We start from the raw sequence: 24,141 nt of genomic DNA on the forward strand, positions 1-24,141 counted from the left end.
GATTAGCGTGTCACGTGAGATCCCGCAGGAGATTTTTTAGGGAATGAAGCCTAAAGTCGCTACATCGTGTGGAAACGGCTTCATGACCAACATACTGCTGGCCTGAGGAAGCTCACGGACCGCCCCGCGGAAAGCGTCCGCCTGAAGCGGAAATAACAGTAACACAACTTTACATTATAAGGACCTTTTTAGTGCTCTCAGCTAAAGCTTTGGGCCTTTTTCTGTGCTATAATACACCCGATATCAACTTATATAGAAAGGTGAGGGGAAGGTTGCCTCACAATCCATCACATACTTTTATGAAGGGGGCATTTATACTTACGTTAGCTGGCTTTGTCGTAAAAATATTAAGCGCGGCCTATCGTGTGCCCTTTCAAAATATCGTTGGTGATATTGGATTTTATATTTACCAACAAATTTATCCAATCTATGGAATTGCAGCAGTGCTAAGTGTTTCTGGCTTTCCCATTATGATTTCTAAAATGACGACTGACAAAATTGCTGATCGTCGCCAACTTGTTTATACATGGCAGGCGGCATTTCTCACCTTAATGACTATTGGGGTCTGTTTATTTTGCTTTTTCTTTTTCGGAGCCAATATGATTGCAGGCTGGATGGGAGATGTTCAGCTTGGACCATTAATCAAAACGGTTGCTTTTATTTATTTATTATTGCCATTTTTGTCGATATGGCGGGGATATTTTCAAGGGAATGGTTTTATGAAGCCTTCGGCGTTCAGCCAAATGACGGAGCAAGCTATTAGAGTCATTGCTATTTTACTCTTCTCCTTTTTTGCTGTATCGAGTGGTTACTCATTATATGAAGTTGGACAAGGGGCTTATATTGGTTCGTTGTTTGGAAGCGGAGTTGCTATTCTTTTATTGTTTTATTTTGCAAATAAACATGATGGCATGAAAGTTTTTTTTATTAGTGGTCTATCGTTTTCCACTTTCATACAAACAGCACGGCTTCTTCTTATTCAAGGCGCAGCCATTTGTGTGAGCAGCATCGTTCTGATCCTCTTTCAACTCGTTGATTCGTTTAGCTTATATTCCTTCTTAGTGAAAGCAGGAATGGCAATGGAGGAAGCGAAAGCATTAAAGGGTGTATTCGATAGAGGGCAGCCGCTCATTCAGTTAGGGACGGTTGCGGCCGCATCCTTTTCACTTGTACTCGTACCGCTTGTGACGCTTGCATGGAAACAAGGAAAAGAGGAGATGTGGAAGAAAAACGCGGTTAGCGCGATCAAAATAAGTGCCATCATTGGAACGGGAGCAACCGTAGGGCTTGTTAATATTGTAAAACCGACAAATATGATGTTATTTGAGGATACGGCAGGTTCTTTTGTTTTAGCAGTTTTATCGATCAGTATCTTTTTTAATTCCTTTATTCTCGTTTGTGCAGCAATTTTGCAAGGACTTGATCAAGTATTTACTCCACTTAAGTATATTTTTTTCGGACTCGCCTTAAAGTTACTTGGCAATTGGTTACTCATTCCGGCAATTGGCCTTATCGGTGCAGCGATATCCACGGTTCTCGGACTTGCGGTCATCGCTATTTTATTAGTAAGAAGTGTACATAAAAAAGTGAAGCTAATGTCAACCTTCACTTTTATTATGCCTCGAGTCGTCGTGGGAGTCATCGTGATGAGCACTTGTCTTCAATTATGGCAATTACTGTTTTCAACGTTTGAAAACAGTAGAATGGTAAGTACATTCGTTGCCATATTTGGAGTCGCGCTCGGTGGATGCGTATATATTTACTTTATTTGGCGGATGAAGTTATTGAATGATGAAGAGTTGGGTCTGTTGCCATTCGCAAATCGGTTCGTGCGCAATCAAAAAGAAAAAGGTGATACGGATGAATGAATTATTAATTATTGGTCTTGGTGCCGGGCAGCTTGATCAAATGCCACTCGGCGTTTATAAGCAATTAAAAAATACAGGGCGGCCACTATTTTTGAGAACGAAGGAACATCCAGTAGTAGAAGAGCTTATTGATGAACAGATTGCTTTTTCTTCGTTTGATGAAATATACGAAAAGCATGATCAATTTGCGGCAGTTTATGAAGAAATAGCTGAAACGCTTTTGGAGAGAGCGGCGGAATCTGATCTCATCTATGCAGTTCCAGGCCACCCGCTAGTCGCGGAAAGAACGGTCCAATTATTAATGGAAAGGGGTGCCGCTCGTGGAATTGACGTGAAAATTGGCGGCGGCCAAAGCTTCTTGGATAGTTTGTTTACAGCAGTAAAAGTTGATCCAGTTGACGGATTTCAGCTATTGGACGGTACAATGCTCCGCAAGGAAGACATTATGATTCACCAGCATATTATTATTTCACAAGTGTTTGATGCTTTTATCGCATCTGATGTGAAATTAACATTAATGGATAAATACCCTGATGATTATCCGGTGACGATTGTAACAGCGGCTGGAAGTGAGTGGGAAGAAGTAAAAGAAATCCCGCTTTTTGAATTGGATCGTCAAGTCGAGCTATCAAACTTAACTAGCTTGTATGTTCCTCCGATTCCATCTCGGGAATATGCATACAAAGAATTTTCTACATTGCGAGAAATCATAGCTGAACTAAGAGGACCGAAAGGCTGTCCCTGGGATAAAAAACAGACACATCAGTCATTGAAAAAATATTTAATTGAGGAATCGTATGAATTGCTTGAGGCGATTGATCACGATGATATTGATGATATGACAGAGGAACTCGGTGATGTCTTGCTTCAAGTTCTGCTCCATGCTCAAATTGGTGAAGATGATGGAATGTTTTCAATCGAGGATGTAATTGAGTCGATTAGTGAAAAAATGATTCGACGTCATCCTCATGTTTTTGGAAATGCCAAGGCTGATTCACCAGCGGAAGTAAAGGAAAATTGGGAAAAGATTAAGGCTGCTGAAAAAGGAGCAAATAAAGAAAAGGTAACGTTGCTTGCGACTGTTGGAAAAGGATTGCCAGCCTTATTAAAGGCGTACGAATATCAAAAGGAAGCGGGAAAGGTCGGGTTTGATTGGGACCAACCGGGTCCTGCTATTGAAAAAGTTCGTGAAGAATTGCAGGAATTTGAATTGGAGTTAGCGAATGACAATCAACAGGAGCAGTTGAACGAGTTAGGTGATCTTCTTTTTGCTGTGATTAATGTATCGCGCTTGGCAGGTATTCATCCCGAAGAGGCATTGCAAACAGCAAATGATAAATTTTCAAAACGATTTTCATATGTAGAGATGAAAGTCCTAGAGAGCGGAAAGCCTTTCGAGGAATTTGATTTAGTGCAATTGGATCAGTTTTGGAATGAGGCGAAAACAAGGGAAGTTAGGAGTGTGTCAGATGGCGACAATGAGATTAGATAAATATTTAAAAGTATCTCGGCTAATTAAAAGGCGGACACTGGCAAAAGAGGTTGCGGATAAAGGCCGAATCACGGTAAATGGCCAGGTCGCAAAGGCAAGTTCGAACGTAAAGATTGGTGATGAGCTAACGATTCAATTCGGTCAAAAGCTTGTGACGGTCAAAGTAAATGAATTACAAGAATCAACGCGAAAAGAAGATGCAGCTAGCCTTTATACGATTGTGAAAGAAGAACGGCTTGATGAAGGGAATCATTAAAATGTAAGATGATCATCCCCTTTTCCATTTCTATTTTTCTAATCAGGGCTTGTTCTATTTATCCCTCATTATTCATAGGAATATATTAAAATGAGTTCGGAAATGAGGGATAGGAATGAGCCAATTTTATGAGCAAACTTCCGGAGGAAAAGGCCCGGCACCCGAGCATGATATTGTAATGCGAGGGCGGAGGGTGATTGATATAACGGGCGTTAAACAAGTAGAAAGCTTTGATAATGAAGAGTTCTTGCTTGAAACAACGATGGGTTTTTTAGCGATTCGCGGACAAAATTTACAAATGAAAAACTTAGACGTTGATAAGGGAGTTGTTTCAATCAAAGGTAGAGTGTATGATCTCGTCTATCTCGATAATCATGACGGGGAGAAGGCCAAAGGCTTTTTTGGCAAGTTATTTCGATGAGTCTATCCGTTCAATTTTATACGATGCTTGCCATGATTGCCATGGGAAGCTTTTTTGGTGCCACACTAGACACGTATCAACGATTTTTAAAGCGAGGAGAGCGGAAAAAGATCATTGTCTTTATCAACGATATTTTATTTTGGCTTGTCCAAGGGTTGATCGTTTTCTATGTTCTTTTTCTTGTTAATTATGGGGAACTCCGCTTTTATTTAGCTGTCGCTTTATTATGTGGCTTTGCGGCATATAACGCTCTAATAAAAAGCACGTATCTTCGCTTGCTTGAATGGATGATTTCCTTTGTTCAAGCATCGGCTAGGTTTATCTATCGATTGTTTTTACTCATCATCTACAAACCGATAAAAGGGCTTATTATTCTTCTTATTAGTATAGTCCTATTCATATACCGGCTTCTTTTAGGGGTTGTAAAAGTAATAGGGAAAGTGTTATTATGGTTGGTAAAGATTATCTTTTACCCTATATTCCTAATAGGCAAAGGAATATGGAAACTCGTTCCTAAACGAGCGAAGCGTTATATTGAATTTATTTATCATTGGTTAACTCGCTATTACACGATCGTAAAGCGTGTGATACGTAAAGGGATTGGAATGATGAACAAGCTATTCCGTAAATAAATAGAAGGAGGCGTTAGGATGGGTGTGGAAAAGAGAAGACCGATTGCTTCACTAGAGACAAATTATATGAAGCAGCAGGAAGTTTCGATGAGGAGAGCGGCTAAAAGGAAAAAGCTTCTAATTCGTCGCTTATCCGCATTTCTCATCCTAGTGCTTACTTTATCTTATTTAATTTTGTCCGCCTTTATTTCAAGCAATAAAGTTCTTGAAGCTAAGAAGGAAGAAAAGCAACTGTTGGAAGAGACGCTTGCCAAACTGGAGAAAAAGCAACTTACGTTGGAAAATGAAATTGTCAAATTGAATGACGATGACTATATTGCTAAATTGGCAAGAAGCGAGTATTTCCTCTCCGAAAAAGGTGAAGTTATTTTTAATATTCCAGATCCAAAGGAAGAAGAGGAGGAAGAAAAGGTGCCTTATTGACACCTTTTTTCTAAATCCTATATAATATAGTATAAGTGTAGTTTTTAAACTTTAAGGAGGATAAATTTTTTTATGTCGATCGAAGTAGGCAGCAAGGTACAAGGAAAAATAACAGGCATTACTCATTTTGGTGCGTTTGTGGAATTACCCGGCGGTTCAACAGGACTTGTTCACATTAGTGAAGTAGCCGACAATTATGTAAAGGATATTAACGAGCATTTAAAAGTTGGTGAAGAAGTTCTCGTTAAGGTGTTAAATGTTGAAAGTGATGGAAAAATCGGTTTATCGATCCGCAAAGCAAAGGATCAGCCGCCAGCTCAATCCCAATCTCAATCGAGCCAGCGACCGCGTCAAAATAGAAATAACGATTTCCGTCCAAAAGAAAGCTTTGAACAAAAAATGAATAAGTTTTTAAAGGATAGTGAAGATCGTCTTTCTTCATTAAAGCGCAACACAGAATCCAAGCGTGGTGGGCGTGGCGCAAGGCGAGGTTAACTTGCTGTCTGTTTTTTTTTATACATTAGGCAAATCCAATTAATGGATTTGCCTTTTTTTTATTTGAAAGACATGGTCACAAAAATATTCGAAACGAAATGTATTTGACCTTATCTTATTAAGATAAGTCGTTAAGAAGAAAGTTGACAGAAAATACTGAGAGGATTTGTCCATCATCAAGCCATTGAAGGACAAAACAGAGGAGGAAAGTGGAAAATGCCCAAATAAGTCGAACGTTTTTTTCTTTCCCTGCATCAAAGTGACAAAATTTTAAGGGGGTCCACTTTATAATGAGAGCAATATACATAAATAGGGAGTGGTAAAGATGGAACGCGGAGATCGCAGTCTGGTTGAGTCAACGGTCAGTATGGACTTGGAGAAGACAGGATGGGATATGGCAGAAGGACTGAGGAAGATGCAACAAAAAATTGAATATGTATTGTTTCAAAAAGGCATCGCCTTATTCATCGTTGCGATCTTGCTGGGACGAGCCTTGATCTTATCCCATTTAACCCCCTTTTCCTTACCATTTTTTGCAGCAGTGTATATGTTACGGAGGGACAAAGCTCCACTCGTTTTAATCGGCTTACTGTGTGGTGCACTAACTTTGTCCGTTGGAAAAGCAGCCTATTCACTTCTTCTATGCATCGGCTTCCTTTTAACCTTTCAACTCCTTAAAGGATTATTAAAAAATCCGCTAAAGGCCTTGCCATATTTCGTTTTATGCTTAACATTCTTCACTACATGCGGCTTTTCGTATATTCAAAATGGACAACAGCTTACTCGTTACGATGGGCTAATGGCCGGTGTAGAGGCGGGATTGTCATATGTACTTGTATTTATCTTCGTACAAAGCATTCCTTTCTTCGCATCCTTCACCAAGAGAAAAGCGCTTAAAACAGAAGAAGTCATTAGCTTAATTATTATGCTGGCGTCAATTATGACAGGTACGATTGGCTGGGCCGTTTACGGATTGTCGATTGAGCATATTCTTTCACGCTATCTCGTCATTTTATTTGCTTTTACCGCAGGAGCAGCCGTTGGATCAACAGTTGGTGTCGTCACAGGTTTAATCTTTAGCCTTGCTAGTATCTCAAGTCTGTTTCAAATGAGTTTGCTTGCATTTGCAGGCTTGCTTGGCGGTTTATTAAAGGAGGGGAGGCGTATTGGTACGGCTTTAGGTCTCCTGGTTGCAACGCTATTAATTGGTTTGTATGGAGAAACAAACGCTTCACTTATGACGACATTGTATGAGTCTTTTGCTGCAATCTTCTTATTGCTCATTACGCCCTTAAGTTTTACAGAAAAGCTCGCTCGTCATATACCGGGTACACCCGAACACGCCCAAGATCAACAGCTCTATGCGAAGAAAATTCGTGACATTACCGTTCGCAGAGTTGAACAATTTTCCTCTGTTTTTCAAGCGCTGTCAAATAGCTTTTCGCAGCCAGAACAATGGCAAGAAGCCGAAAATGAACAACAAGAGTTTGATCTATTCCTTAGTAATGTGACTGAAAAAACATGTCAAACTTGTTTCAAAAAAAATCAATGCTGGGGAAATCGCTTTGATAAAACGTATGATTTAATGGACAGGGTTATGCATGGAATGGATGAAAATACTGGTACGATTCCGTCACCTTTATATAGAGAGCTGGACAAGCATTGCAATCGAGCAAATAAAGTACGGGATACGATCCATCAAGAGTTAGCAATGCTCCAGGCGAATCAGCATTTGAAAAAGCAAGTTCAGGAAAGTAGAAAACTTGTAGCTGAACAACTGCTCGGTGTTTCCGAAGTCATGGGTGATTTTGCAAAGGAGATGAAGAAAGAGAGAGAAAACCATCATCGTCAAGAAGAAGTGATTCTCGATGCTTTGCAAGAATTTGGAGTGGAGGTGGATCAGGTTGAAATATATAGTTTAGAAGTGGGAAATGTTGATATTGATATTACGATTCCGAATGATAAAGGATACGGAGAATGTGAAAAAATCATCGCCCCGCTTTTATCGGATATCGTTAGAGAAACGATTGTTGTTCATCATAAAGATTTTACCCAATCAACATCTGGAAACTGCTATGTAACGTTCCGATCAGCAAAGGCATACGTCGTTGAGACGGGAGTAGCCCATGCGGCAAAAGATGGAGGCTTTCTTTCTGGGGATAGCTATTCAATTATGGAGCTCGGGCCGGGAAAGTATGCGGTTGCGATTAGTGACGGGATGGGAAATGGGGAGAGAGCCCATCATGAAAGCAGTGAGACATTAAAGCTTTTGCAAAAAATACTCCAATCCGGCATAGAAGAAAAAGTGGCAATTAAATCTGTGAATTCAGTGTTATCGCTGCGCTCGACAGATGAAATTTTCTCCACATTGGATTTAGCTATTATTGATTTGCATAGTGCCGAAGTAAAGTTTTTGAAAATTGGTTCAACTCCGAGTTTTATTAAAAGAGGATCGAAGATTATGAAGGTCGAAGCAGGAAATTTACCAATGGGAATTTTGCAGGAGTTTGATGTCGATGTGGTTTCCGAACAGTTAAGGGCAGGGGATTTATTAATTATGATGAGCGATGGGATTTTTGAAGGGCCGAAGCATGTGGAAAATTATGATGTGTGGATGAGAAGAAAGTTGCGAGAAATGGAAACAGAGGACCCGCAGGCTGTTGCGGACTTAATTATGGAGGAAGTAATTCGAACGCGTTCGGGTGTCATTGCTGATGATATGACGATTGCGGTATTACAAATCAATCATAATACACCGAAATGGGCGGCAATTCCAGCCCATCGCCGTAAAGCAAAAATATCGTAAGGAAGCTGGCTGTCAAAACTATCTGAATCGTATAAAAAACCTGTGATTAGGCGAGGCTGTTACCATTATGCAATAACGATACTTATTGCAATATTGGAGGGCAAAGTATGAAAAAAGGATGCTTGAAGCAAATTTTGCTAATTACTGACGGTTGTTCTAATCAAGGTGAGGATCCGGTAGCAATGGCAGCGCTTGCGAGAGAAAGCGGGTTAACTGTTAACGTGATTGGGGTGATCGAAGACGATGTGATCGAGGAAAAAGGAGTACAGGAAATAGAGGAAATTGCCAGTGCTGGAGGTGGTATTAGCCAAATCGTATATGCGGAGCAACTTTCGCAAACCGTTCAAATGGTTACGAGAAAAGCAATGACGCAAACGTTACAAGGGGTCGTTAATAAAGAGCTAAGACAAATTTTGGGAAATGAGAAAAAATTAGAAGAGTTACCACCTGAAACGCGAGGAGAAGTAATGGAGGTGGTCGATGAACTTGGGGAGACGGCCGATTTACGTGTGCTTATCATGATTGATACAAGTGCTAGTATGAAACATAAATTGCCAACGGTAAAAGAGGCATTGCTTGATTTATCATTGAGTTTGAACGCTAGAACGGGAAATAATGAATTTGCTGTATTAGTATTTCCCGGGAAAAGAAAAGAAGTAGAAAAGCTGATGGAGTGGACGCCACATTTAAATACGTTAACAAATATTTTTCCGAAGCTTGCTGTTGGCGGTATTACCCCGACAGGTCCAGCATTGCGTGAAGCGAGGAGCTTCTTTGAGGAAAAACGTTCCTTAAGGAGGCGGATTTTAGGTGATCATCAATCATTCATGGAAGAATCAATGTAACCTGCCTTCTGGAACCATTGTCCAAGGAAAGTGGAACAAACAAAACTACCAGATCATGAGGAAACTCGGTGAAGGAGCAAATGGAGTTGTTTATTTAGCGAACAGCAAACGGGGGTACGTCGCTTTAAAAATAAGCAATGACAGTTTTTCCATTATGTCTGAGGTAAATGTGCTGAAGGAGCTCGCAAAGGTTCAGGGATCTGTCCTTGGACCTTCTTTATTTGATGTAGATGACTGGGGAAGATATGGAATTCATTACTATTATTATGTGATGGAGTATATTCACGGTTCAGATCTACTTTCGTTTATCCAACAAAAAGGTCATTCATGGGCAGTTGTAATGATTGCTCAACTATTAGATGTTTTAGATAAATTACATCAAGAGGGATGGATATTTGGCGACATCAAACCTGAAAATTTAATCGTAACAAAAAGCCCAGCTACGATTCGGTGTATTGACGTTGGTGGGACAACAAAAACGGGGCGAGCGATTAAGGAATTTACAGAGTTTTATGATCGTGGTTATTGGGGATTAGGATCAAGGAAAGCAGAGCCAGCCTATGATTTGTTTTCTGTCGCATTATTAATGATTCACTTGTTTTATCAGAGGCGATTTACAAAAAAGGAAGCTGGGCATAAGCAGCTCGTTGATATCGTTCAATCCCATTCGGAGCTCAGAAAATATGAATGGCCATTAAGAAGGGCCCTAGGTGGAGAGTATGAAAGTGCACAAGTGATGCGGACGGAACTGCTAGCTGCCGCTAGGGGGGAGCAGCGAGTACAAAAGACTTCAATCAATAAAAGTAATATACTTGAAACAAGCATGATGATATTCGTAACGATTATGATTTATATTGTGTACATTGTACAATCTTTATCACTATGAAGGCTCAATTTTTTCATTTAAAATCTATAAGCTAAATCGCTATATGGAAAGAGAAGGAAATGGTAAAATAGAATTCAAGACATTGACAGAGGAATGAATGATGATGCATGAATTTGAAACCAAAACCGTGAAGTTTGTAAAGAAGCACTCACTTATTCAACCGGGTGACTATATTCTTGTTGCTGTGTCCGGTGGTCCGGATTCAATGGCACTCCTTCACTTTCTTACTAAAAAGCAAAAGCAATTAGGCATTACAATTGCCTGTGTCCATGTTGACCATATGCTCAGGGGAAGCGAATCACTGGATGATCTTGAATATGTAAAGGCATACTGCGATCTGCATCATATCATCTTTAAAGCAAAATCGATTAATATAAAAGAAAAAATGAAGCAGGATAAGACGGGGGTACAGCTAGCGGCCAGGACATACCGTTATCAATACTTTAAAGAAGTGATGGCTGAGCTTGGGGCAAATAAATTAGCTGTTGCTCAACATGCTGACGACCAAATCGAGACGATTCTTATGCGATTAACGAGAGGAAGCAGCGGGATGGCTAGGGCGGGGATTCAAACAAAAAGACCTTTTGGCAATGGAGAACTGATTCGTCCTCTTCTAGCTATAACAAAAGATATGATTGAACAATATTGTAAGGAAAAGAAACTAGACCCGCGTCATGATCCGAGCAACCAAAAGCATCTATATACGAGGAATCGATTTAGAATGAAAGTAATTCCTTTTTTAAAACGGGAAAACCATCAAGTAGAGGTGCACTTTCAAAGATTTAGTGAAGAGCTAACAGAAGATGAACAATATTTGCAGACGCTTGCTAAAGAGCAAATGAAAGAGATTTGTCAAAAATTTGATGACAAAGATATTGTATTGAAAATCCCTGCATTTAACTCAATGCCTTTGCCTTTACAAAGGAGGGGGATTCATCTAATATTAAACTATCTTTATCAGCATAAAGTGCCTGATTTATCAGCACACCATTTTGATGCAATCAATAAGCTCCTTAAGGGTTTCAACCCATCGGGGCAATTGAACTTACCATCCGGTTTAAAAGTGATTCGTACATACGAACAATGCACATTTACATTTAAAAAGCGTGAGATCCAACCGGGATACTCATTTACATTATCAGTTGGTGAAGTGCTCACACTTCCAAATCAAATGACGTTTCGATTCGAGGAAAACCGAGGCGATTGTTTAAAAAAGGGAGAAAATCAACTTGTGATTAATCCCGACGATATCGAGCTACCATTAATTATTCGGACGAGAAAGCCTGGCGATCGTATCCGAGTGAAAGGAATGGAAGGTTCAAAAAAGCTAAAAAACCTTTTCATTGATATGAAGGTTGATGTGCATGAACGGGCAGGATGGCCAATTGTCACTGATACACAAGGGAAAATCCTCTGGATCCCCGGATTGAAAAAATCTTGCTATGATATATCTCCGGATAAAGAATCCTTTTATTACAATATATTTTTCAACTATAACGAAACATTTTCTGGGAGGAAATGAAGTAATGAAGCATGATATTGAAAAGGTCCTCATATCAGAGGAAGAGATTAACGACAAAATTAAAGAAATTGCAGCTCGATTAACAGAAGAGTACGATGGGAAATTTCCGCTCGCGATTGGTGTTCTTAAAGGAGCAACCACATTTATGACAGACTTACTGAAGCGAGTAGATACATATTTAGAAATTGATTATATGGATGTATCAAGCTACGGAAGCTCAACTGTTTCTTCAGGAGAAGTAAAAATATTAAAAGATTTAAATACCGCAGTCGAAGGCAGAGATGTTCTTATTATCGAGGATATTATCGATAGTGGCTTAACATTAAGTTATTTAGTTGATTTGTTTCATTATCGCAAAGCGAAATCAATTAAGATTGTTACCCTACTTGATAAGCCAACAGGTCGCAAGGCGGACATTAACGCTGACTACGTTGGTTTTGAAGTGCCGGATGCTTTCGTTGTAGGGTATGGATTGGATTACGCTGAAAAATACCGCAATCTCCCGTATATTGGTATACTAAAGCCAGAAATATATGGAAAGAATGAAGAGTAAGTTAACATTGAAAAAAGATACGAAATGTTGTAAAGGCAGAAACGTCTATGATACTATTGAATATAGTTTTTTCAGCGTGGGAGGAGGTATGTCATGAATCGGATATTTAGAAATACAATCTTTTATTTACTCATTTTTCTAGTACTGATTGGAATTGTAAGCTGGTTTAACAATGGAAATGAGTCAACAGAACCGATATCTTATGATCAATTTGTTACCCATTTGGAAAATGGTGACATTAAAGAGTTTTCCATGCAGCCTGAACGAGGGGTTTATGTTATTAAAGGCCAACTTGTAGGTGCTGAAGAAGGAAAGCAATTTCTTACGTATGTGATGAATAGTCCAGCTATGCTGGATCGAATAGATGCGGCATCATCGAAAGTAACGGTCATGCCTGCCAAAGAAACGAGTGGTTGGGTTTCATTTTTTACAATGATTATTCCATTCGTCATTATCTTTATCCTCTTCTTCTTCCTGATGAATCAAGCTCAGGGTGGGGGAAGCAAGGTGATGAGCTTCGGTAAAAGTAAAGCGAAACTTTACACCGAAGAAAAGAAAAAGGTCCGCTTCAAAGATGTTGCGGGCGCAGATGAGGAGAAACAGGAGCTCGTTGAAGTTGTCGAATTCCTAAAAGACCCTCGTAAGTTTTCTGACATTGGTGCGCGCATCCCTAAAGGGGTACTTTTAGTTGGACCACCTGGTACGGGGAAAACGTTATTAGCGCGAGCTGTTGCTGGAGAATCTGGTGTACCATTCTTCTCCATCAGTGGTTCCGATTTCGTTGAAATGTTCGTCGGTGTCGGTGCATCACGTGTCCGTGATTTATTTGAAAATGCTAAGAAAAATGCACCTTGTATCATCTTTATTGATGAAATTGATGCAGTAGGTCGTCAGCGTGGTGCTGGTCTTGGTGGTGGTCATGATGAACGTGAACAAACATTGAACCAATTGCTCGTTGAAATGGACGGCTTTGGTGCAAATGAAGGAATCATCATTATTGCTGCGACGAACCGACCGGATGTTCTTGACCCGGCATTGCTTCGTCCAGGACGTTTTGATAGACAGATTACAGTAGATCGACCAGATGTTAAGGGTCGTGAAGCAGTATTGCATGTACATGCACGAAATAAGCCACTAGATGAATCCGTCGATATCAAGACGATTGCTACAAGAACTCCTGGTTTCTCTGGTGCAGACTTAGAAAACTTATTAAATGAAGCAGCACTTGTTGCCGCTCGTAGAAATAAAAAGAAAATCGATAAATCCGACATTGATGAAGCAACTGACCGAGTAATCGTAGGAACGGCCAAGAAAAGTCGAGTTATTTCCGAGAAAGAACGGAATATTGTTGCGTACCATGAAGGTGGACATACGGTCATCGGGCTTGTGTTAGATGATGCTGATGTTGTTCATAAGGTTACAATTGTTCCACGTGGTCAAGCCGGAGGATATGCAGTTATGCTTCCGAGGGAAGATCGTTACTTCATGACAAAACCGGAATTACTGGATAAAATTACAGGACTTCTCGGTGGTCGTGTTGCGGAAGAAATTACTTTTGGAGAAGTATCAACAGGTGCGCATAATGACTTCCAACGTGCAACGGGTATTGCTCGTAAAATGGTGATGGAATATGGAATGAGTGATAAGCTCGGACCATTGCAATTTGGACAGCCGCAAGGTGGTCAAGTTTTCCTTGGTCGTGACTTGCATAATGAACAAAACTATTCGGAAGCGATCGCTCATGAGATTGATTTAGAAATTCAAAGCATTATTATGGATTGCTACAATCGTGCTAAGAAAATTTTACTTGAGAATCAAGATAAACTCATCTTAATTGCGAAAACTTTGTTAGAGGTTGAGACATTAGATGCGAAGCAGATCAATCATCTTTTTGAACATGGTACAATGCCAGATGAAGATTTAGTAACAAATGAATCTGACTCTGCTGTATCTAATGAGCAGACAGAGCTACAAGAGGAAATTGGCGATATGGAGATAGGCGAAAAACGTGATGACGATGTGCTAAAAGATCCTCCACCAATGGATTCTTATGGAGATGGGAACGCTCATGAAAAACTTGGACCGACAAAACAACCAGATGATAAGAAAGAATAATTATACAAAAAAACACCGTTCTTAGTTAACGGTGTTTTTTGTATAAATTGCCCCAACACTTAGCAGCTTCCTGAGTAATATTCGTATGTAATTAGTTGTAAAGGAAATGAATCAGCCTTAAAAGGGCAAGTGAGCTCCTCTTTTTCTAGACATCAAAGTAAATTATAGGTATGATGTTTGAAGTGAAAAAGTCTCTAATAAAGTGGTGAGCATGTTGATTTTTGTTCTTGATGTTGGAAATACAAATATTGTGCTAGGTGTATATGAGCAAGATCATTTAAAATATCATTGGCGAATTGAAACGAGCCGTCACAAAACGGAAGATGAGTTTGGCATGGCAATTAAAGCATTATTTGAACATGTTGGCCTCCGTTTTAGTGATATAAATGGAATTATCATTTCATCGGTTGTACCCCCAATTATGTTTACGCTCGAGAAAATGTGCCATAAATATTTTCAGGAAAAGCCTTTAATCGTTGGACCAGGAATTAAGACCGGATTAAATATAAAATACGAAAATCCACGCGAAGTTGGAGCAGACCGTATCGTCAATGCAGTTGCCGGAATTGCGAATTATGGCAATCCATTAATCATTGTTGATTTTGGCACAGCGACGACGTTTTGTTATATCAATGAAAAAAGCGAGTACATGGGTGGTGTTATTGCTCCCGGAATAGGTATTTCAACGGAAGCTCTATATTCTAAGGCTGCTAAACTTCCTAGAATCGAAATCACTCACGTAGATGAAATTCTTGGGAAAAATACTGTTTCTGCGATGCAGGCGGGGATTTTATTTGGATTTGTTGGACAGGTGGAAGGGATTGTCACGCGTTTAATTGAGCAAAGTAAGGAAAAGCCGACCGTCATTGCAACAGGTGGATTGGCTAACTTAATTGCGACAGAAACAAAGATGATCGACATTGTTGATCAAGATTTAACATTAAAAGGACTACAATTAATTTATCAAAGAAATGTAAATGGATGAAAGGTGGTTTCCTTGTGAGTGATTATTTAGTGAAAGCACTTGGATTTGATGGGCAAGTCCGTGCATATGCGACACAAATGACAGAAACAGTTAATGAAGCACAGCGCAGACACTATACTTGGCCAACTGCATCCGCAGCGCTTGGCCGAGGGATGATTGCTGGCGCAATGATGGGTGCGATGTTAAAAGGGGAAGAAAAGATTACAGTTAAGGTCGAAGGGGATGGTCCGCTTGGGATTATTCTCGTAGATGCCGATGCTAAAGGTCACGTTCGCGGCTATGTCACAAATCCACAAACCCATTTTGATCTGAATGAACAAGGAAAGCTCGATGTGCGGAGAGCAGTCGGTACAAACGGTACACTAACTGTTGTAAAAGATGTGGGATTACGCGATCATTTTTCAGGCCAGGTTCCACTTGTATCAGGTGAACTTGGGGAAGATTTTACGTATTATTTTGCAACTTCTGAACAAACTCCATCGTCCGTCGGTGTAGGGGTACTCGTTAATCCGGATAATACAATTTTGGCTGCGGGTGGATTTATTATTCAACTAATGCCGGGAGCAACAGAGGAAACAATCACAGAAATTGAAAAGCGTTTAGGGGAGACTACACCTGTTTCTACGATGATTCGCGAAGGGTTATCACCAGAACAAATTCTTTCGCAGTTACTCGGAGAGGAAAATGTAAAAATACTTGAAACAATGCCGATTGAATTTCAGTGCACTTGTTCTAAAGAGCGTTTTGGTAATGCGATCATTAGCCTTGGCACAGAAGAAATTCAAGAAATGATTGATGAAGACGGTAAAGCAGACGCACAATGTCATTTTTGTAATGAAACGTATCATTTTTCAAAAGAAGAATTGTCAGAACTGAAAAATGAAGCGAAGAAATAAATTTAGAAGGTAGGTCTCGTTGAAAGACTTACCTTCTTTTATTATTTTTGATTACTTATTAAACGATTTAGTTAATACTAATATTAATAGCTTTCATCATTGACATGGAAGTGCAAGCATGTTAATTTGTAAATAAACCAACAAAAATACTCGGAATTAGAGGTGGGGGAAATGGCGATTTTGGTAAATTCTATTGCGGATCTAGTGGGAAATACGCCAGTTGTAAAACTTAATCGTATGGTTGATGAAGGCAGTGCGGACGTATATGTAAAACTTGAATACATGAATCCCGGAAGCAGCGTGAAGGACAGGATTGCTTTGGCGATGATTGAAGCAGCGGAAAAAGAAGGGAAGCTTAACGCTGGAGATACGATCATTGAGCCGACAAGCGGAAATACAGGAATCGGCCTTGCGATGATTGCTGCTGCGAAAGGATATAAAGCCATTCTTGTTATGCCTGATACGATGAGTATGGAGCGGAGAAATTTACTTCGTGCTTACGGTGCTGAGCTTGTGTTGACTCCGGGTAGTGAAGGGATGAACGGAGCAATTAAAAAGGCGAATGAATTAGCCGCTGATCATGGTTATTTCGTACCCCAACAATTTGAAAACATGGCTAACCCTGAAATCCATCGCTTAACAACTGGAAAGGAAATTGTTGAGCAAATGGGTGCTGAGCTAGATGCTTTTGTTTCCGGAATTGGAACCGGTGGTACAATTACAGGTGCTGGTGAAGTATTAAAGGAAACGTATGAAAACATTAAAATTTATGCAGTCGAACCCGAAGATTCTCCTGTTCTTTCGGGTGGAAAACCGGGACCGCATAAAATTCAAGGGATTGGTGCTGGATTTGTCCCTGGTGTATTAAACACTGAAATATATGATGAAGTAATTACAATTAAAAATGAGGAAGCATTTGATTTTGCTAGAAGAGCAGCTAAGGAAGAAGGAATTCTTGGTGGGATTTCTTCAGGTGCAGCGATTTCAGCGGCACTAAAGGTAGCGAAGAAGCTTGGAAAAGGCAAAAAGGTATTAGCAGTCCTTCCGAGTAACGGGGAGCGATACTTAAGTACACCGCTTTACCAATTTGAAGATTAATTAAAAAAAGCGAGTCCATGCTGGGCTTGCTTTTTTTATGGGGAAATAGGAGCGTTATAAGTTTCTGGTTCTTTTTTATTAAAGTACTCCACTTATACATATAGATATTCAATACTAAATTCATCGTAGTTTAATCATTAAATCATAGAAGAGTATGCTGCCTCGCAGACGCCTTATGCTTTTGTTCAGTGTCTCCGTTTGATAAACTAAAGAAATAAAATTGGGAATCGGAAGGATAGAGTATGCGATGATGAGTTGTGGACCATATAAATTAAATTTTAACGAGAAAACATTGATCATGGGAATATTAAATACCACTCCAGATTCATTTTCGGACGGAGGGCGTTACAATACGAGAGAAATTGCAATTGAACATGCAAGGAAAATGGTCGCCGATGGTGCTGATATAATTGACATTGGCGGAGAATCAACAAGACCTGGACACACTCCTGTGACAGCTGAGGAAGAAAGTGAAAGGGTTGTTCCTGTAATCGAAACACTTGCTCAAACGATTGCTGTCCCACTATCAATTGATACATATAAGGCAGAGACGGCACATCGTGCGATTGCAGCGGGAGCACATATTATTAATGATATATGGGGTGCGAAAAAAGACCCGGAAATCGCTAACGTAGCAGCGCAGCATCATGTACCTATTATTTTGATGCATAATCGGGATAATCAAAATTATGATGTGTTTATACGCGATGTGCTGCATGATTTATATGAAAGTATTACGATTGCTAAAAAAGCTGGGGTAAATGATGACCAGATCATTCTTGACCCAGGCATCGGTTTTGCAAAAGGGTACAATGAGGACATTGAGATTATGAAAAACCTAGATAAAATCGTTTCGCTAGGCTACCCGGTTTTATTAGCATTATCGCGAAAAAGAATGATCGGCACAGCGCTTGATTTACCGGTTGAAGAGCGGATAGAAGGCACCGGGGCAGCTAATTGCTTTGGGATACAAAAAGGCTGCCATATGATCCGGGTTCATGATGTAAAAGAAATGAGTCGAATGGCAGCAATGACCGATGTCCTGATCGGAAAGGGTGGAGGAATTGGATAAAATTTATTTACATGAAATGGAGTTTTACGGTTACCATGGAGTTTTGAGTGAGGAAACCCGATTAGGGCAAAGGTTTCGTGTTTCTATCATTGCGGAAGTAGATCTTCGCGAAGCGGGAGAGACGGATAACTTAGAGAAAACCGTTAGTTATGCGGATATGTATGAAGTGTGTAAGGAAATTGTCGAAGGACACCCATATAAACTAATTGAAGCTGTTGCGGAAAAGATTGCTCATACTATTTTAAAAGAATATAGAAAAATCAAGCGGATAACGGTGAAGGTAATTAAACCGGATCCGCCGATACCGGGACATTATCGGTCGGTGGCAGTTGAAATAACAAGGGAGAATAAGTATGAATAATATTGCTTACCTTTCGCTGGGATCAAATATGGGTGATCGGAAAAATTGCTTAAAAATGGCAATAGATGAATTGGTGAATCACGCGCATGTGAAGATTGAGAAACTATCTTCCATCTATGAAACGGAACCGGTAGGCTACGTCGATCAAGCGAATTTCCTGAATATGGTCGTTAAAATATCTACATCATTATCAGCGCTAGAACTGCTTCGGCTTTGCTTACAAATCGAGAAAGAATTGGGAAGAGTGCGGGAGTTTCGCTGGGGACCTCGAATAATAGATCTTGACATTTTATTATATAATAACGAAAATATTATGATGGAGGCTTTGCAAATTCCTCATCCACGGATGACGGAACGGGCATTCGTCCTCATTCCATTGCTTGAGATTGATCGGGAGCTTACACTACCGAATTCAATCAAGCCATTGCTCCATACACTTAATGAAATACGTGACAAAGAAGGAGTTCAGTTATGGAAAGAGATAAATGGGGAAGGCGCATCCGAGCTTTTCGAAAATTAAAGGGATATACGCAAGAAGAACTTGCGAAACATATAGGTGTATCAGTTTCAGTGTTAGGGGAGATTGAGCGTGGTAATCGTATGCCCGCTGAACATATACTCGATAAAATATCGAACTCTCTTGATATCACGATGAAGGAACTAACACCAAAAGAAGTCGAAAAATAATAAGGAGGGGGGAATCTAGTGTTAAAAATTGGCGATATTCAAATGAAAAACCAAGTGGTACTTGCGCCGATGGCTGGCATTTGTAATTCGGCCTTTCGTTTAACAGTGAAGGAGTTTGGGGCGGGTCTTGTCTGTGCGGAAATGATTAGTGATAAGGGAATCGTTCTTAAAAACAAAAAGACGATGAACATGCTTTATATCGATGAGCGGGAAAAACCTTTGTCATTGCAAATCTTTGGCGGAGAAAAGGAAACGCTTGTTGAGGCAGCGAAATTTGTTGATCGTAATACGAATGCAGATATTATTGATATTAATATGGGATGCCCAGTAAATAAAATTATTAAATGTGAAGCCGGTGCAAGATGGCTGCTTGAGCCAAACAAAATATACGATATGGTTTCGGCTGTTGTGGATGCGGTGGATAAGCCTGTAACGGTTAAAATGAGAATTGGTTGGGATGATGAACATATATTCGCAGTCGAAAATGCTCAAGCCGTAGAACGTGCAGGAGGAGCAGCAGTTTCAATGCATGGTCGTACTCGATTGCAAATGTATGAAGGTGTAGCGAATTGGGACGTTATCCGCGAGGTAAAACAATCAATTAATATTCCATTAATCGGAAATGGTGATGTGAAAACACCTCAGGACGCAAAGAGAATGTTAGAAGAAACAGGTGTTGACGGTGTAATGATAGGGCGTGCTGCGCTCGGAAACCCTTGGATGATTTACCAAACAGTCAAATATTTAGAAACGGGTGAGTTGACTGGTGAACCGTCCGTCCAAGAGAAAATGGACGTTTGCAAGCTTCACCTCGATCGCTTAATCGCCTTAAAAGGGGAAAACATTGCAGTCAAAGAAATGAGAAAACATGCAGCGTGGTATTTAAAAGGAATTCGCGGAAATGCGAATGTAAGAAATGCGATTAATGAGTGTAATACAAGAGCCGAGCTTGTGCACTTGCTTGATCTAATTGCAGATGGGGCAGCTGTAAAACAAGCGGTATAAAATGATTTTACACTGTCAGTTCCAAGCTGGCAGTTATTTTTTTGCATGCTGAAAGATGTCTAGATCGATATTTTTGTGTACAATAATAAAGATATATTTAAAGAAGCTGTTCAAAAAGTTTGGTAAAATGATACATCGAATTTTTCGTTAGATCATTAAATCGACCTGTATAGTTAAAATCAGATTTCGGACAAGTCTACTTTTCCTTCTTTTTGAACAATATGAAATCGGGTCATTGGATATATAAATAGATTGGAGTGTTATACATGAGTCACGAAGAATTGAATGATCAACTGCAGGTTAGACGTGATAAAATGGCGGCTATGCGTGAAGAAGGGGTGGATCCGTTTGGTAAGCGATTTGAACGGACACATACTTCACAAGAAATAAGCGAGCAATATGAACAATATACTAAAGAAGAATTGGATGAAATGGCCATCAACGTGACGATCGCCGGAAGAATTATGACGAAACGCGGAAAAGGAAAGGCTGGATTCGCTCATATACAAGATCTTCCTGGTCAAATTCAAATTTATGTACGTAAGGACGCAGTTGGGGAAGATCAATATCGTCATTTCACAACGGCGGATATCGGTGATTTAGTCGGTGTTACAGGTACGGTCTTTAAAACAAAAGTAGGAGAGCTTTCTGTTAAGGCTACTGAATTTACGTTTTTAACTAAGGCGCTACGCCCACTTCCCGAGAAGTTCCATGGTTTAAAAGACATTGAGCAAAGATATCGCCAACGTTACTTAGATTTGATTACAAATCAGGAAAGCAAAAAGACTTTTATTGGCCGCAGTAAAATTATTCAATCGATGCGTCGTTATCTTGATGGACAAGGCTTTTTAGAAGTGGAAACACCTATGCTTCATGCAATCGCAGGTGGTGCGGCAGCCCGCCCATTTGAAACTCATCATAATGCGCTAGACATGCCATTTTTCATGAGAATCGCAATAGAGCTTCATTTAAAACGCCTTATTGTCGGAGGGCTTGAAAAAGTATACGAGATTGGCCGTGTATTCCGAAATGAGGGAGTCTCAACAAGACATAACCCGGAATTTACAATGATTGAGTTATATGAAGCGTACGCAGATTATAATGATATTATGGAGTTAACGGAAAATATGATTGCTCACATCGCGAAAGATGTGCTTGGCACGACGACCGTTCAATATAATGATGAAGAAATAAACCTAGAGCCAAAATGGCGTAGACTTCATATGGTAGATGCTGTTAAAGAATACTGTGGGGTTGATTTCTGGAAGGAAATGAGCGACGAAGAAGCAATCGCGTTGGCGAAGGAGCATGGAATAGAAATTACAGAACATATGACATTTGGTCATATATTAAATGAGTTCTTTGAACAAAGAGTTGAAGAGGAGCTAATTCAGCCTACGTTTATCTATGGACATCCAGTGGAAATATCTCCGCTTGCCAAAAAGAACGAAGAAGATCCGCGCTTTACAGATCGTTTTGAATTATTTATTGTTGGCCGCGAACACGCCAATGCGTTTACAGAATTAAACGATCCGATTGATCAACGTGCTCGCTTTGAGAGTCAATTGCTTGAACGTGAGCAAGGAAACGACGAAGCTCATGAAATGGATGAGGATTTTATTGAAGCGCTAGAATATGGAATGCCTCCAACAGGTGGCTTGGGAATCGGAATTGATCGCTTAGTTATGTTACTAACAAATTCCCCTTCTATTAGAGATGTATTATTATTCCCTTTGATGAGAAAGCGGGATTAATATTAAATAGCCTCGCAAATTAGTGAGGTTTGGAATGATAAAAGAAAGGTGAGTATCTACTATTTGTAGTATCTCACCTTTTATTTTAATCTATATATCGTGTCTTTGTTTTCGATGAAAAAATAATTTGGTTTTTAGAGATAAAAGTATTGCCATAATAAAAGAAAGGTGTTATATTATTATTCGTGCTTCATTACCGACAAAACAACAAAAAAACTTTTAAAAAAGTTGTTGACATCAGGTTGTGAGGTTGGTATACTAGAAAAGTCGCCTTAAGAAGACGACAAATAAGTTTGATCTTTGAAAACTGAACGAAACGAACGTCAAGATAATTTTTAAACAATGGTTTTAACCATTGCCAGCTTATGAGCTAACAAACTTCTTTTATGAGAGTTTGATCCTGGCTCAGGACGAACGCTGGCGGCGTGCCTAATACATGCAAGTCGAGCGAATGGATGGGAGCTTGCTCCCTGAAGTTAGCGGCGGACGGGTGAGTAACACGTGGGCAACCTGCCTGTAAGACTGGGATAACTTCGGGAAACCGGAGCTAATACCGGATAATTTCTTTCCTCGCATGGGGAAAGGTTGAAAGGCGGCTTCGGCTGTCACTTACAGATGGGCCCGCGGCGCATTAGCTAGTTGGTGAGGTAACGGCTCACCAAGGCAACGATGCGTAGCCGACCTGAGAGGGTGATCGGCCACACTGGGACTGAGACACGGCCCAGACTCCTACGGGAGGCAGCAGTAGGGAATCTTCCGCAATGGACGAAAGTCTGACGGAGCAACGCCGCGTGAGTGATGAAGGTCTTCGGATCGTAAAACTCTGTTATCAGGGAAGAACAAGTATCGGAGTAACTGCCGGTACCTTGACGGTACCTGACCAGAAAGCCACGGCTAACTACGTGCCAGCAGCCGCGGTAATACGTAGGTGGCAAGCGTTGTCCGGAATTATTGGGCGTAAAGCGCGCGCAGGCGGTCTCTTAAGTCTGATGTGAAAGCCCACGGCTCAACCGTGGAGGGTCATTGGAAACTGGGAGACTTGAGTGCAGAAGAGAAGAGCGGAATTCCACGTGTAGCGGTGAAATGCGTAGAGATGTGGAGGAACACCAGTGGCGAAGGCGGCTCTTTGGTCTGTAACTGACGCTGAGGCGCGAAAGCGTGGGGAGCGAACAGGATTAGATACCCTGGTAGTCCACGCCGTAAACGATGAGTGCTAAGTGTTAGAGGGTTTCCGCCCTTTAGTGCTGCAGCAAACGCATTAAGCACTCCGCCTGGGGAGTACGGCCGCAAGGCTGAAACTCAAAGGAATTGACGGGGACCCGCACAAGCGGTGGAGCATGTGGTTTAATTCGAAGCAACGCGAAGAACCTTACCAGGTCTTGACATCCTCTGACAACCTTAGAGATAAGGCGTTCCCCTTCGGGGGACAGAGTGACAGGTGGTGCATGGTTGTCGTCAGCTCGTGTCGTGAGATGTTGGGTTAAGTCCCGCAACGAGCGCAACCCTTGATCTTAGTTGCCAGCATTTAGTTGGGCACTCTAAGGTGACTGCCGGTGACAAACCGGAGGAAGGTGGGGATGACGTCAAATCATCATGCCCCTTATGACCTGGGCTACACACGTGCTACAATGGATGGTACAAAGGGCTGCAAGACCGCGAGGTTTAGCCAATCCCATAAAACCATTCTCAGTTCGGATTGCAGGCTGCAACTCGCCTGCATGAAGCCGGAATCGCTAGTAATCGTGGATCAGCATGCCACGGTGAATACGTTCCCGGGTCTTGTACACACCGCCCGTCACACCACGAGAGTTTGTAACACCCGAAGTCGGTGGGGTAACCCTTTTGGGAGCCAGCCGCCGAAGGTGGGACAGATGATTGGGGTGAAGTCGTAACAAGGTAGCCGTATCGGAAGGTGCGGCTGGATCACCTCCTTTCTAAGGAATATTGTTGGCAGCTAGGCCAACAAAAA

22 protein-coding genes and 1 rRNA gene are annotated in these 24,141 nt (G+C 40.8%); all 23 read left to right on the forward strand.

Features of this window, described 5'->3' with window-relative positions; translation table 11 throughout:
• Positions 1-272 precede the first annotated feature (272 nt).
• The 23 genes from KHA95_RS22400 (at position 273) to KHA95_RS22510 (ending at position 24,106) form a co-directional block, all read left to right on the forward strand.
• A complete protein-coding gene (locus tag KHA95_RS22400; protein ID WP_213139793.1) occupies positions 273-1,868 on the forward strand; it encodes a putative polysaccharide biosynthesis protein in 1,596 nt (531 codons plus the stop codon).
• Positions 1,861-3,360 (forward strand): bifunctional methyltransferase/pyrophosphohydrolase YabN, encoded by a 1,500-nt coding sequence (gene yabN, locus KHA95_RS22405; protein WP_213139794.1) that lies wholly within the window; start codon positions 1,861-1,863, stop codon positions 3,358-3,360. Before KHA95_RS22400 ends, yabN begins: the two co-directional genes overlap by 8 nt.
• Positions 3,347-3,616, forward strand: coding sequence for an RNA-binding S4 domain-containing protein (locus tag KHA95_RS22410; RefSeq protein ID WP_213139818.1), 270 nt, complete (start codon positions 3,347-3,349; stop codon positions 3,614-3,616). Before yabN ends, KHA95_RS22410 begins: the two co-directional genes overlap by 14 nt.
• A 115-nt stretch (positions 3,617-3,731) precedes the next feature.
• Positions 3,732-4,037: a sporulation protein YabP gene (gene yabP, locus KHA95_RS22415; RefSeq protein WP_213139795.1), complete on the forward strand. Its 306-nt coding sequence runs from the start codon at positions 3,732-3,734 to the stop codon at positions 4,035-4,037.
• Entirely contained in the window at positions 4,034-4,669 is a 636-nt protein-coding gene (yabQ, locus tag KHA95_RS22420) for a spore cortex biosynthesis protein YabQ (RefSeq protein WP_213139796.1), read from the forward strand. Before yabP ends, yabQ begins: the two co-directional genes overlap by 4 nt.
• 18 nt (positions 4,670-4,687) lie before the next feature.
• On the forward strand, positions 4,688-5,092 hold the full coding sequence (locus KHA95_RS22425; RefSeq protein ID WP_213139797.1) for an FtsB family cell division protein: 405 nt from the start codon (positions 4,688-4,690) through the stop codon (positions 5,090-5,092).
• Between the two features lie 72 nt (positions 5,093-5,164).
• Positions 5,165-5,587, forward strand: a complete 423-nt coding sequence (locus KHA95_RS22430; RefSeq protein ID WP_213139798.1) for a S1 domain-containing RNA-binding protein — start codon at positions 5,165-5,167, stop codon at positions 5,585-5,587.
• Between the two features lie 325 nt (positions 5,588-5,912).
• Positions 5,913-8,393, forward strand: a complete 2,481-nt coding sequence (gene spoIIE, locus KHA95_RS22435; RefSeq protein ID WP_213139799.1) for a stage II sporulation protein E — start codon at positions 5,913-5,915, stop codon at positions 8,391-8,393.
• 107 nt (positions 8,394-8,500) lie between these two features.
• Positions 8,501-9,238, forward strand: a complete 738-nt coding sequence (locus tag KHA95_RS22440; protein WP_213139800.1) for a VWA domain-containing protein — start codon at positions 8,501-8,503, stop codon at positions 9,236-9,238.
• A complete protein-coding gene (locus KHA95_RS22445) occupies positions 9,207-10,124 on the forward strand; it encodes a protein kinase domain-containing protein (RefSeq protein WP_213139819.1) in 918 nt (305 codons plus the stop codon). Before KHA95_RS22440 ends, KHA95_RS22445 begins: the two co-directional genes overlap by 32 nt.
• A gap of 100 nt (positions 10,125-10,224) precedes the next feature.
• Positions 10,225-11,646 carry a tRNA lysidine(34) synthetase TilS gene (gene tilS / locus KHA95_RS22450; RefSeq protein ID WP_249317222.1) on the forward strand — a complete coding sequence of 474 codons (1,422 nt, stop codon included), beginning with the start codon at positions 10,225-10,227 and terminating at the stop codon, positions 11,644-11,646.
• Between the two features lie 4 nt (positions 11,647-11,650).
• Complete coding sequence (gene hpt / locus KHA95_RS22455; RefSeq protein ID WP_213139801.1) at positions 11,651-12,199, forward strand: hypoxanthine phosphoribosyltransferase; 549 nt, start codon at positions 11,651-11,653, stop codon at positions 12,197-12,199.
• Positions 12,200-12,292: 93 nt separating this feature from the next.
• The gene (ftsH, locus tag KHA95_RS22460; protein WP_213139802.1) at positions 12,293-14,314 is read left to right on the forward strand and encodes an ATP-dependent zinc metalloprotease FtsH; all 2,022 of its coding nucleotides are present in this window, start codon (positions 12,293-12,295) and stop codon (positions 14,312-14,314) included.
• Between the two features lie 211 nt (positions 14,315-14,525).
• On the forward strand, positions 14,526-15,299 hold the full coding sequence (locus KHA95_RS22465) for a type III pantothenate kinase (RefSeq protein ID WP_213139803.1): 774 nt from the start codon (positions 14,526-14,528) through the stop codon (positions 15,297-15,299).
• Positions 15,300-15,313: 14 nt separating this feature from the next.
• Positions 15,314-16,195: an Hsp33 family molecular chaperone HslO gene (gene hslO, locus KHA95_RS22470; protein ID WP_213139804.1), complete on the forward strand. Its 882-nt coding sequence runs from the start codon at positions 15,314-15,316 to the stop codon at positions 16,193-16,195.
• 171 nt (positions 16,196-16,366) lie between these two features.
• Positions 16,367-17,293: a cysteine synthase A gene (gene cysK / locus KHA95_RS22475; RefSeq protein ID WP_213139805.1), complete on the forward strand. Its 927-nt coding sequence runs from the start codon at positions 16,367-16,369 to the stop codon at positions 17,291-17,293.
• Between the two features lie 250 nt (positions 17,294-17,543).
• Positions 17,544-18,365, forward strand: coding sequence for a dihydropteroate synthase (gene folP / locus KHA95_RS22480; RefSeq protein ID WP_213139821.1), 822 nt, complete (start codon positions 17,544-17,546; stop codon positions 18,363-18,365).
• Positions 18,358-18,726: a dihydroneopterin aldolase gene (gene folB, locus KHA95_RS22485; RefSeq protein WP_213139806.1), complete on the forward strand. Its 369-nt coding sequence runs from the start codon at positions 18,358-18,360 to the stop codon at positions 18,724-18,726. Before folP ends, folB begins: the two co-directional genes overlap by 8 nt.
• Positions 18,719-19,246, forward strand: a complete 528-nt coding sequence (folK, locus tag KHA95_RS22490; protein ID WP_213139807.1) for a 2-amino-4-hydroxy-6-hydroxymethyldihydropteridine diphosphokinase — start codon at positions 18,719-18,721, stop codon at positions 19,244-19,246. Before folB ends, folK begins: the two co-directional genes overlap by 8 nt.
• Positions 19,198-19,413, forward strand: a complete 216-nt coding sequence (locus KHA95_RS22495; RefSeq protein WP_213139808.1) for a helix-turn-helix domain-containing protein — start codon at positions 19,198-19,200, stop codon at positions 19,411-19,413. Before folK ends, KHA95_RS22495 begins: the two co-directional genes overlap by 49 nt.
• 18 nt (positions 19,414-19,431) lie before the next feature.
• Positions 19,432-20,418 (forward strand): tRNA dihydrouridine synthase DusB, encoded by a 987-nt coding sequence (dusB, locus tag KHA95_RS22500; protein WP_213139809.1) that lies wholly within the window; start codon positions 19,432-19,434, stop codon positions 20,416-20,418.
• Between the two features lie 266 nt (positions 20,419-20,684).
• Entirely contained in the window at positions 20,685-22,172 is a 1,488-nt protein-coding gene (lysS, locus tag KHA95_RS22505) for a lysine--tRNA ligase (RefSeq protein ID WP_213139810.1), read from the forward strand.
• Between the two features lie 382 nt (positions 22,173-22,554).
• Positions 22,555-24,106: ribosomal RNA gene (locus KHA95_RS22510) — 16S ribosomal RNA — on the forward strand.
• The last annotated feature ends 35 nt before the right edge of the window (positions 24,107-24,141 follow it).

It is taken from the genome of Bacillus sp. FJAT-50079 (genome assembly GCF_018343515.1).
In the GTDB taxonomy this organism is placed as follows: domain Bacteria; phylum Bacillota; class Bacilli; order Bacillales; family Bacillaceae_C; genus Lederbergia.

Coding starts and splice junctions, on each gene's coding strand:
- lysS (WP_213139810.1), top strand. CDS start 20,685: ATGAGTCACGAAGAATTGAATGATCAACTGCAGGTTAGACGTGATAAA.
- KHA95_RS22425 (WP_213139797.1), top strand. CDS start 4,688: ATGGGTGTGGAAAAGAGAAGACCGATTGCTTCACTAGAGACAAATTAT.
- KHA95_RS22495 (WP_213139808.1), top strand. CDS start 19,198: ATGGAAAGAGATAAATGGGGAAGGCGCATCCGAGCTTTTCGAAAATTA.
- yabQ (WP_213139796.1), top strand. CDS start 4,034: ATGAGTCTATCCGTTCAATTTTATACGATGCTTGCCATGATTGCCATG.
- hpt (WP_213139801.1), top strand. CDS start 11,651: ATGAAGCATGATATTGAAAAGGTCCTCATATCAGAGGAAGAGATTAAC.
- KHA95_RS22410 (WP_213139818.1), top strand. CDS start 3,347: ATGAGATTAGATAAATATTTAAAAGTATCTCGGCTAATTAAAAGGCGG.
- KHA95_RS22465 (WP_213139803.1), top strand. CDS start 14,526: ATGTTGATTTTTGTTCTTGATGTTGGAAATACAAATATTGTGCTAGGT.
- folP (WP_213139821.1), top strand. CDS start 17,544: ATGAGTTGTGGACCATATAAATTAAATTTTAACGAGAAAACATTGATC.
- yabP (WP_213139795.1), top strand. CDS start 3,732: ATGAGCCAATTTTATGAGCAAACTTCCGGAGGAAAAGGCCCGGCACCC.
- KHA95_RS22430 (WP_213139798.1), top strand. CDS start 5,165: ATGTCGATCGAAGTAGGCAGCAAGGTACAAGGAAAAATAACAGGCATT.
- spoIIE (WP_213139799.1), top strand. CDS start 5,913: ATGGAACGCGGAGATCGCAGTCTGGTTGAGTCAACGGTCAGTATGGAC.
- yabN (WP_213139794.1), top strand. CDS start 1,861: ATGAATGAATTATTAATTATTGGTCTTGGTGCCGGGCAGCTTGATCAA.
- cysK (WP_213139805.1), top strand. CDS start 16,367: ATGGCGATTTTGGTAAATTCTATTGCGGATCTAGTGGGAAATACGCCA.
- ftsH (WP_213139802.1), top strand. CDS start 12,293: ATGAATCGGATATTTAGAAATACAATCTTTTATTTACTCATTTTTCTA.
- KHA95_RS22440 (WP_213139800.1), top strand. CDS start 8,501: ATGAAAAAAGGATGCTTGAAGCAAATTTTGCTAATTACTGACGGTTGT.
- tilS (WP_249317222.1), top strand. CDS start 10,225: ATGATGCATGAATTTGAAACCAAAACCGTGAAGTTTGTAAAGAAGCAC.
- folK (WP_213139807.1), top strand. CDS start 18,719: ATGAATAATATTGCTTACCTTTCGCTGGGATCAAATATGGGTGATCGG.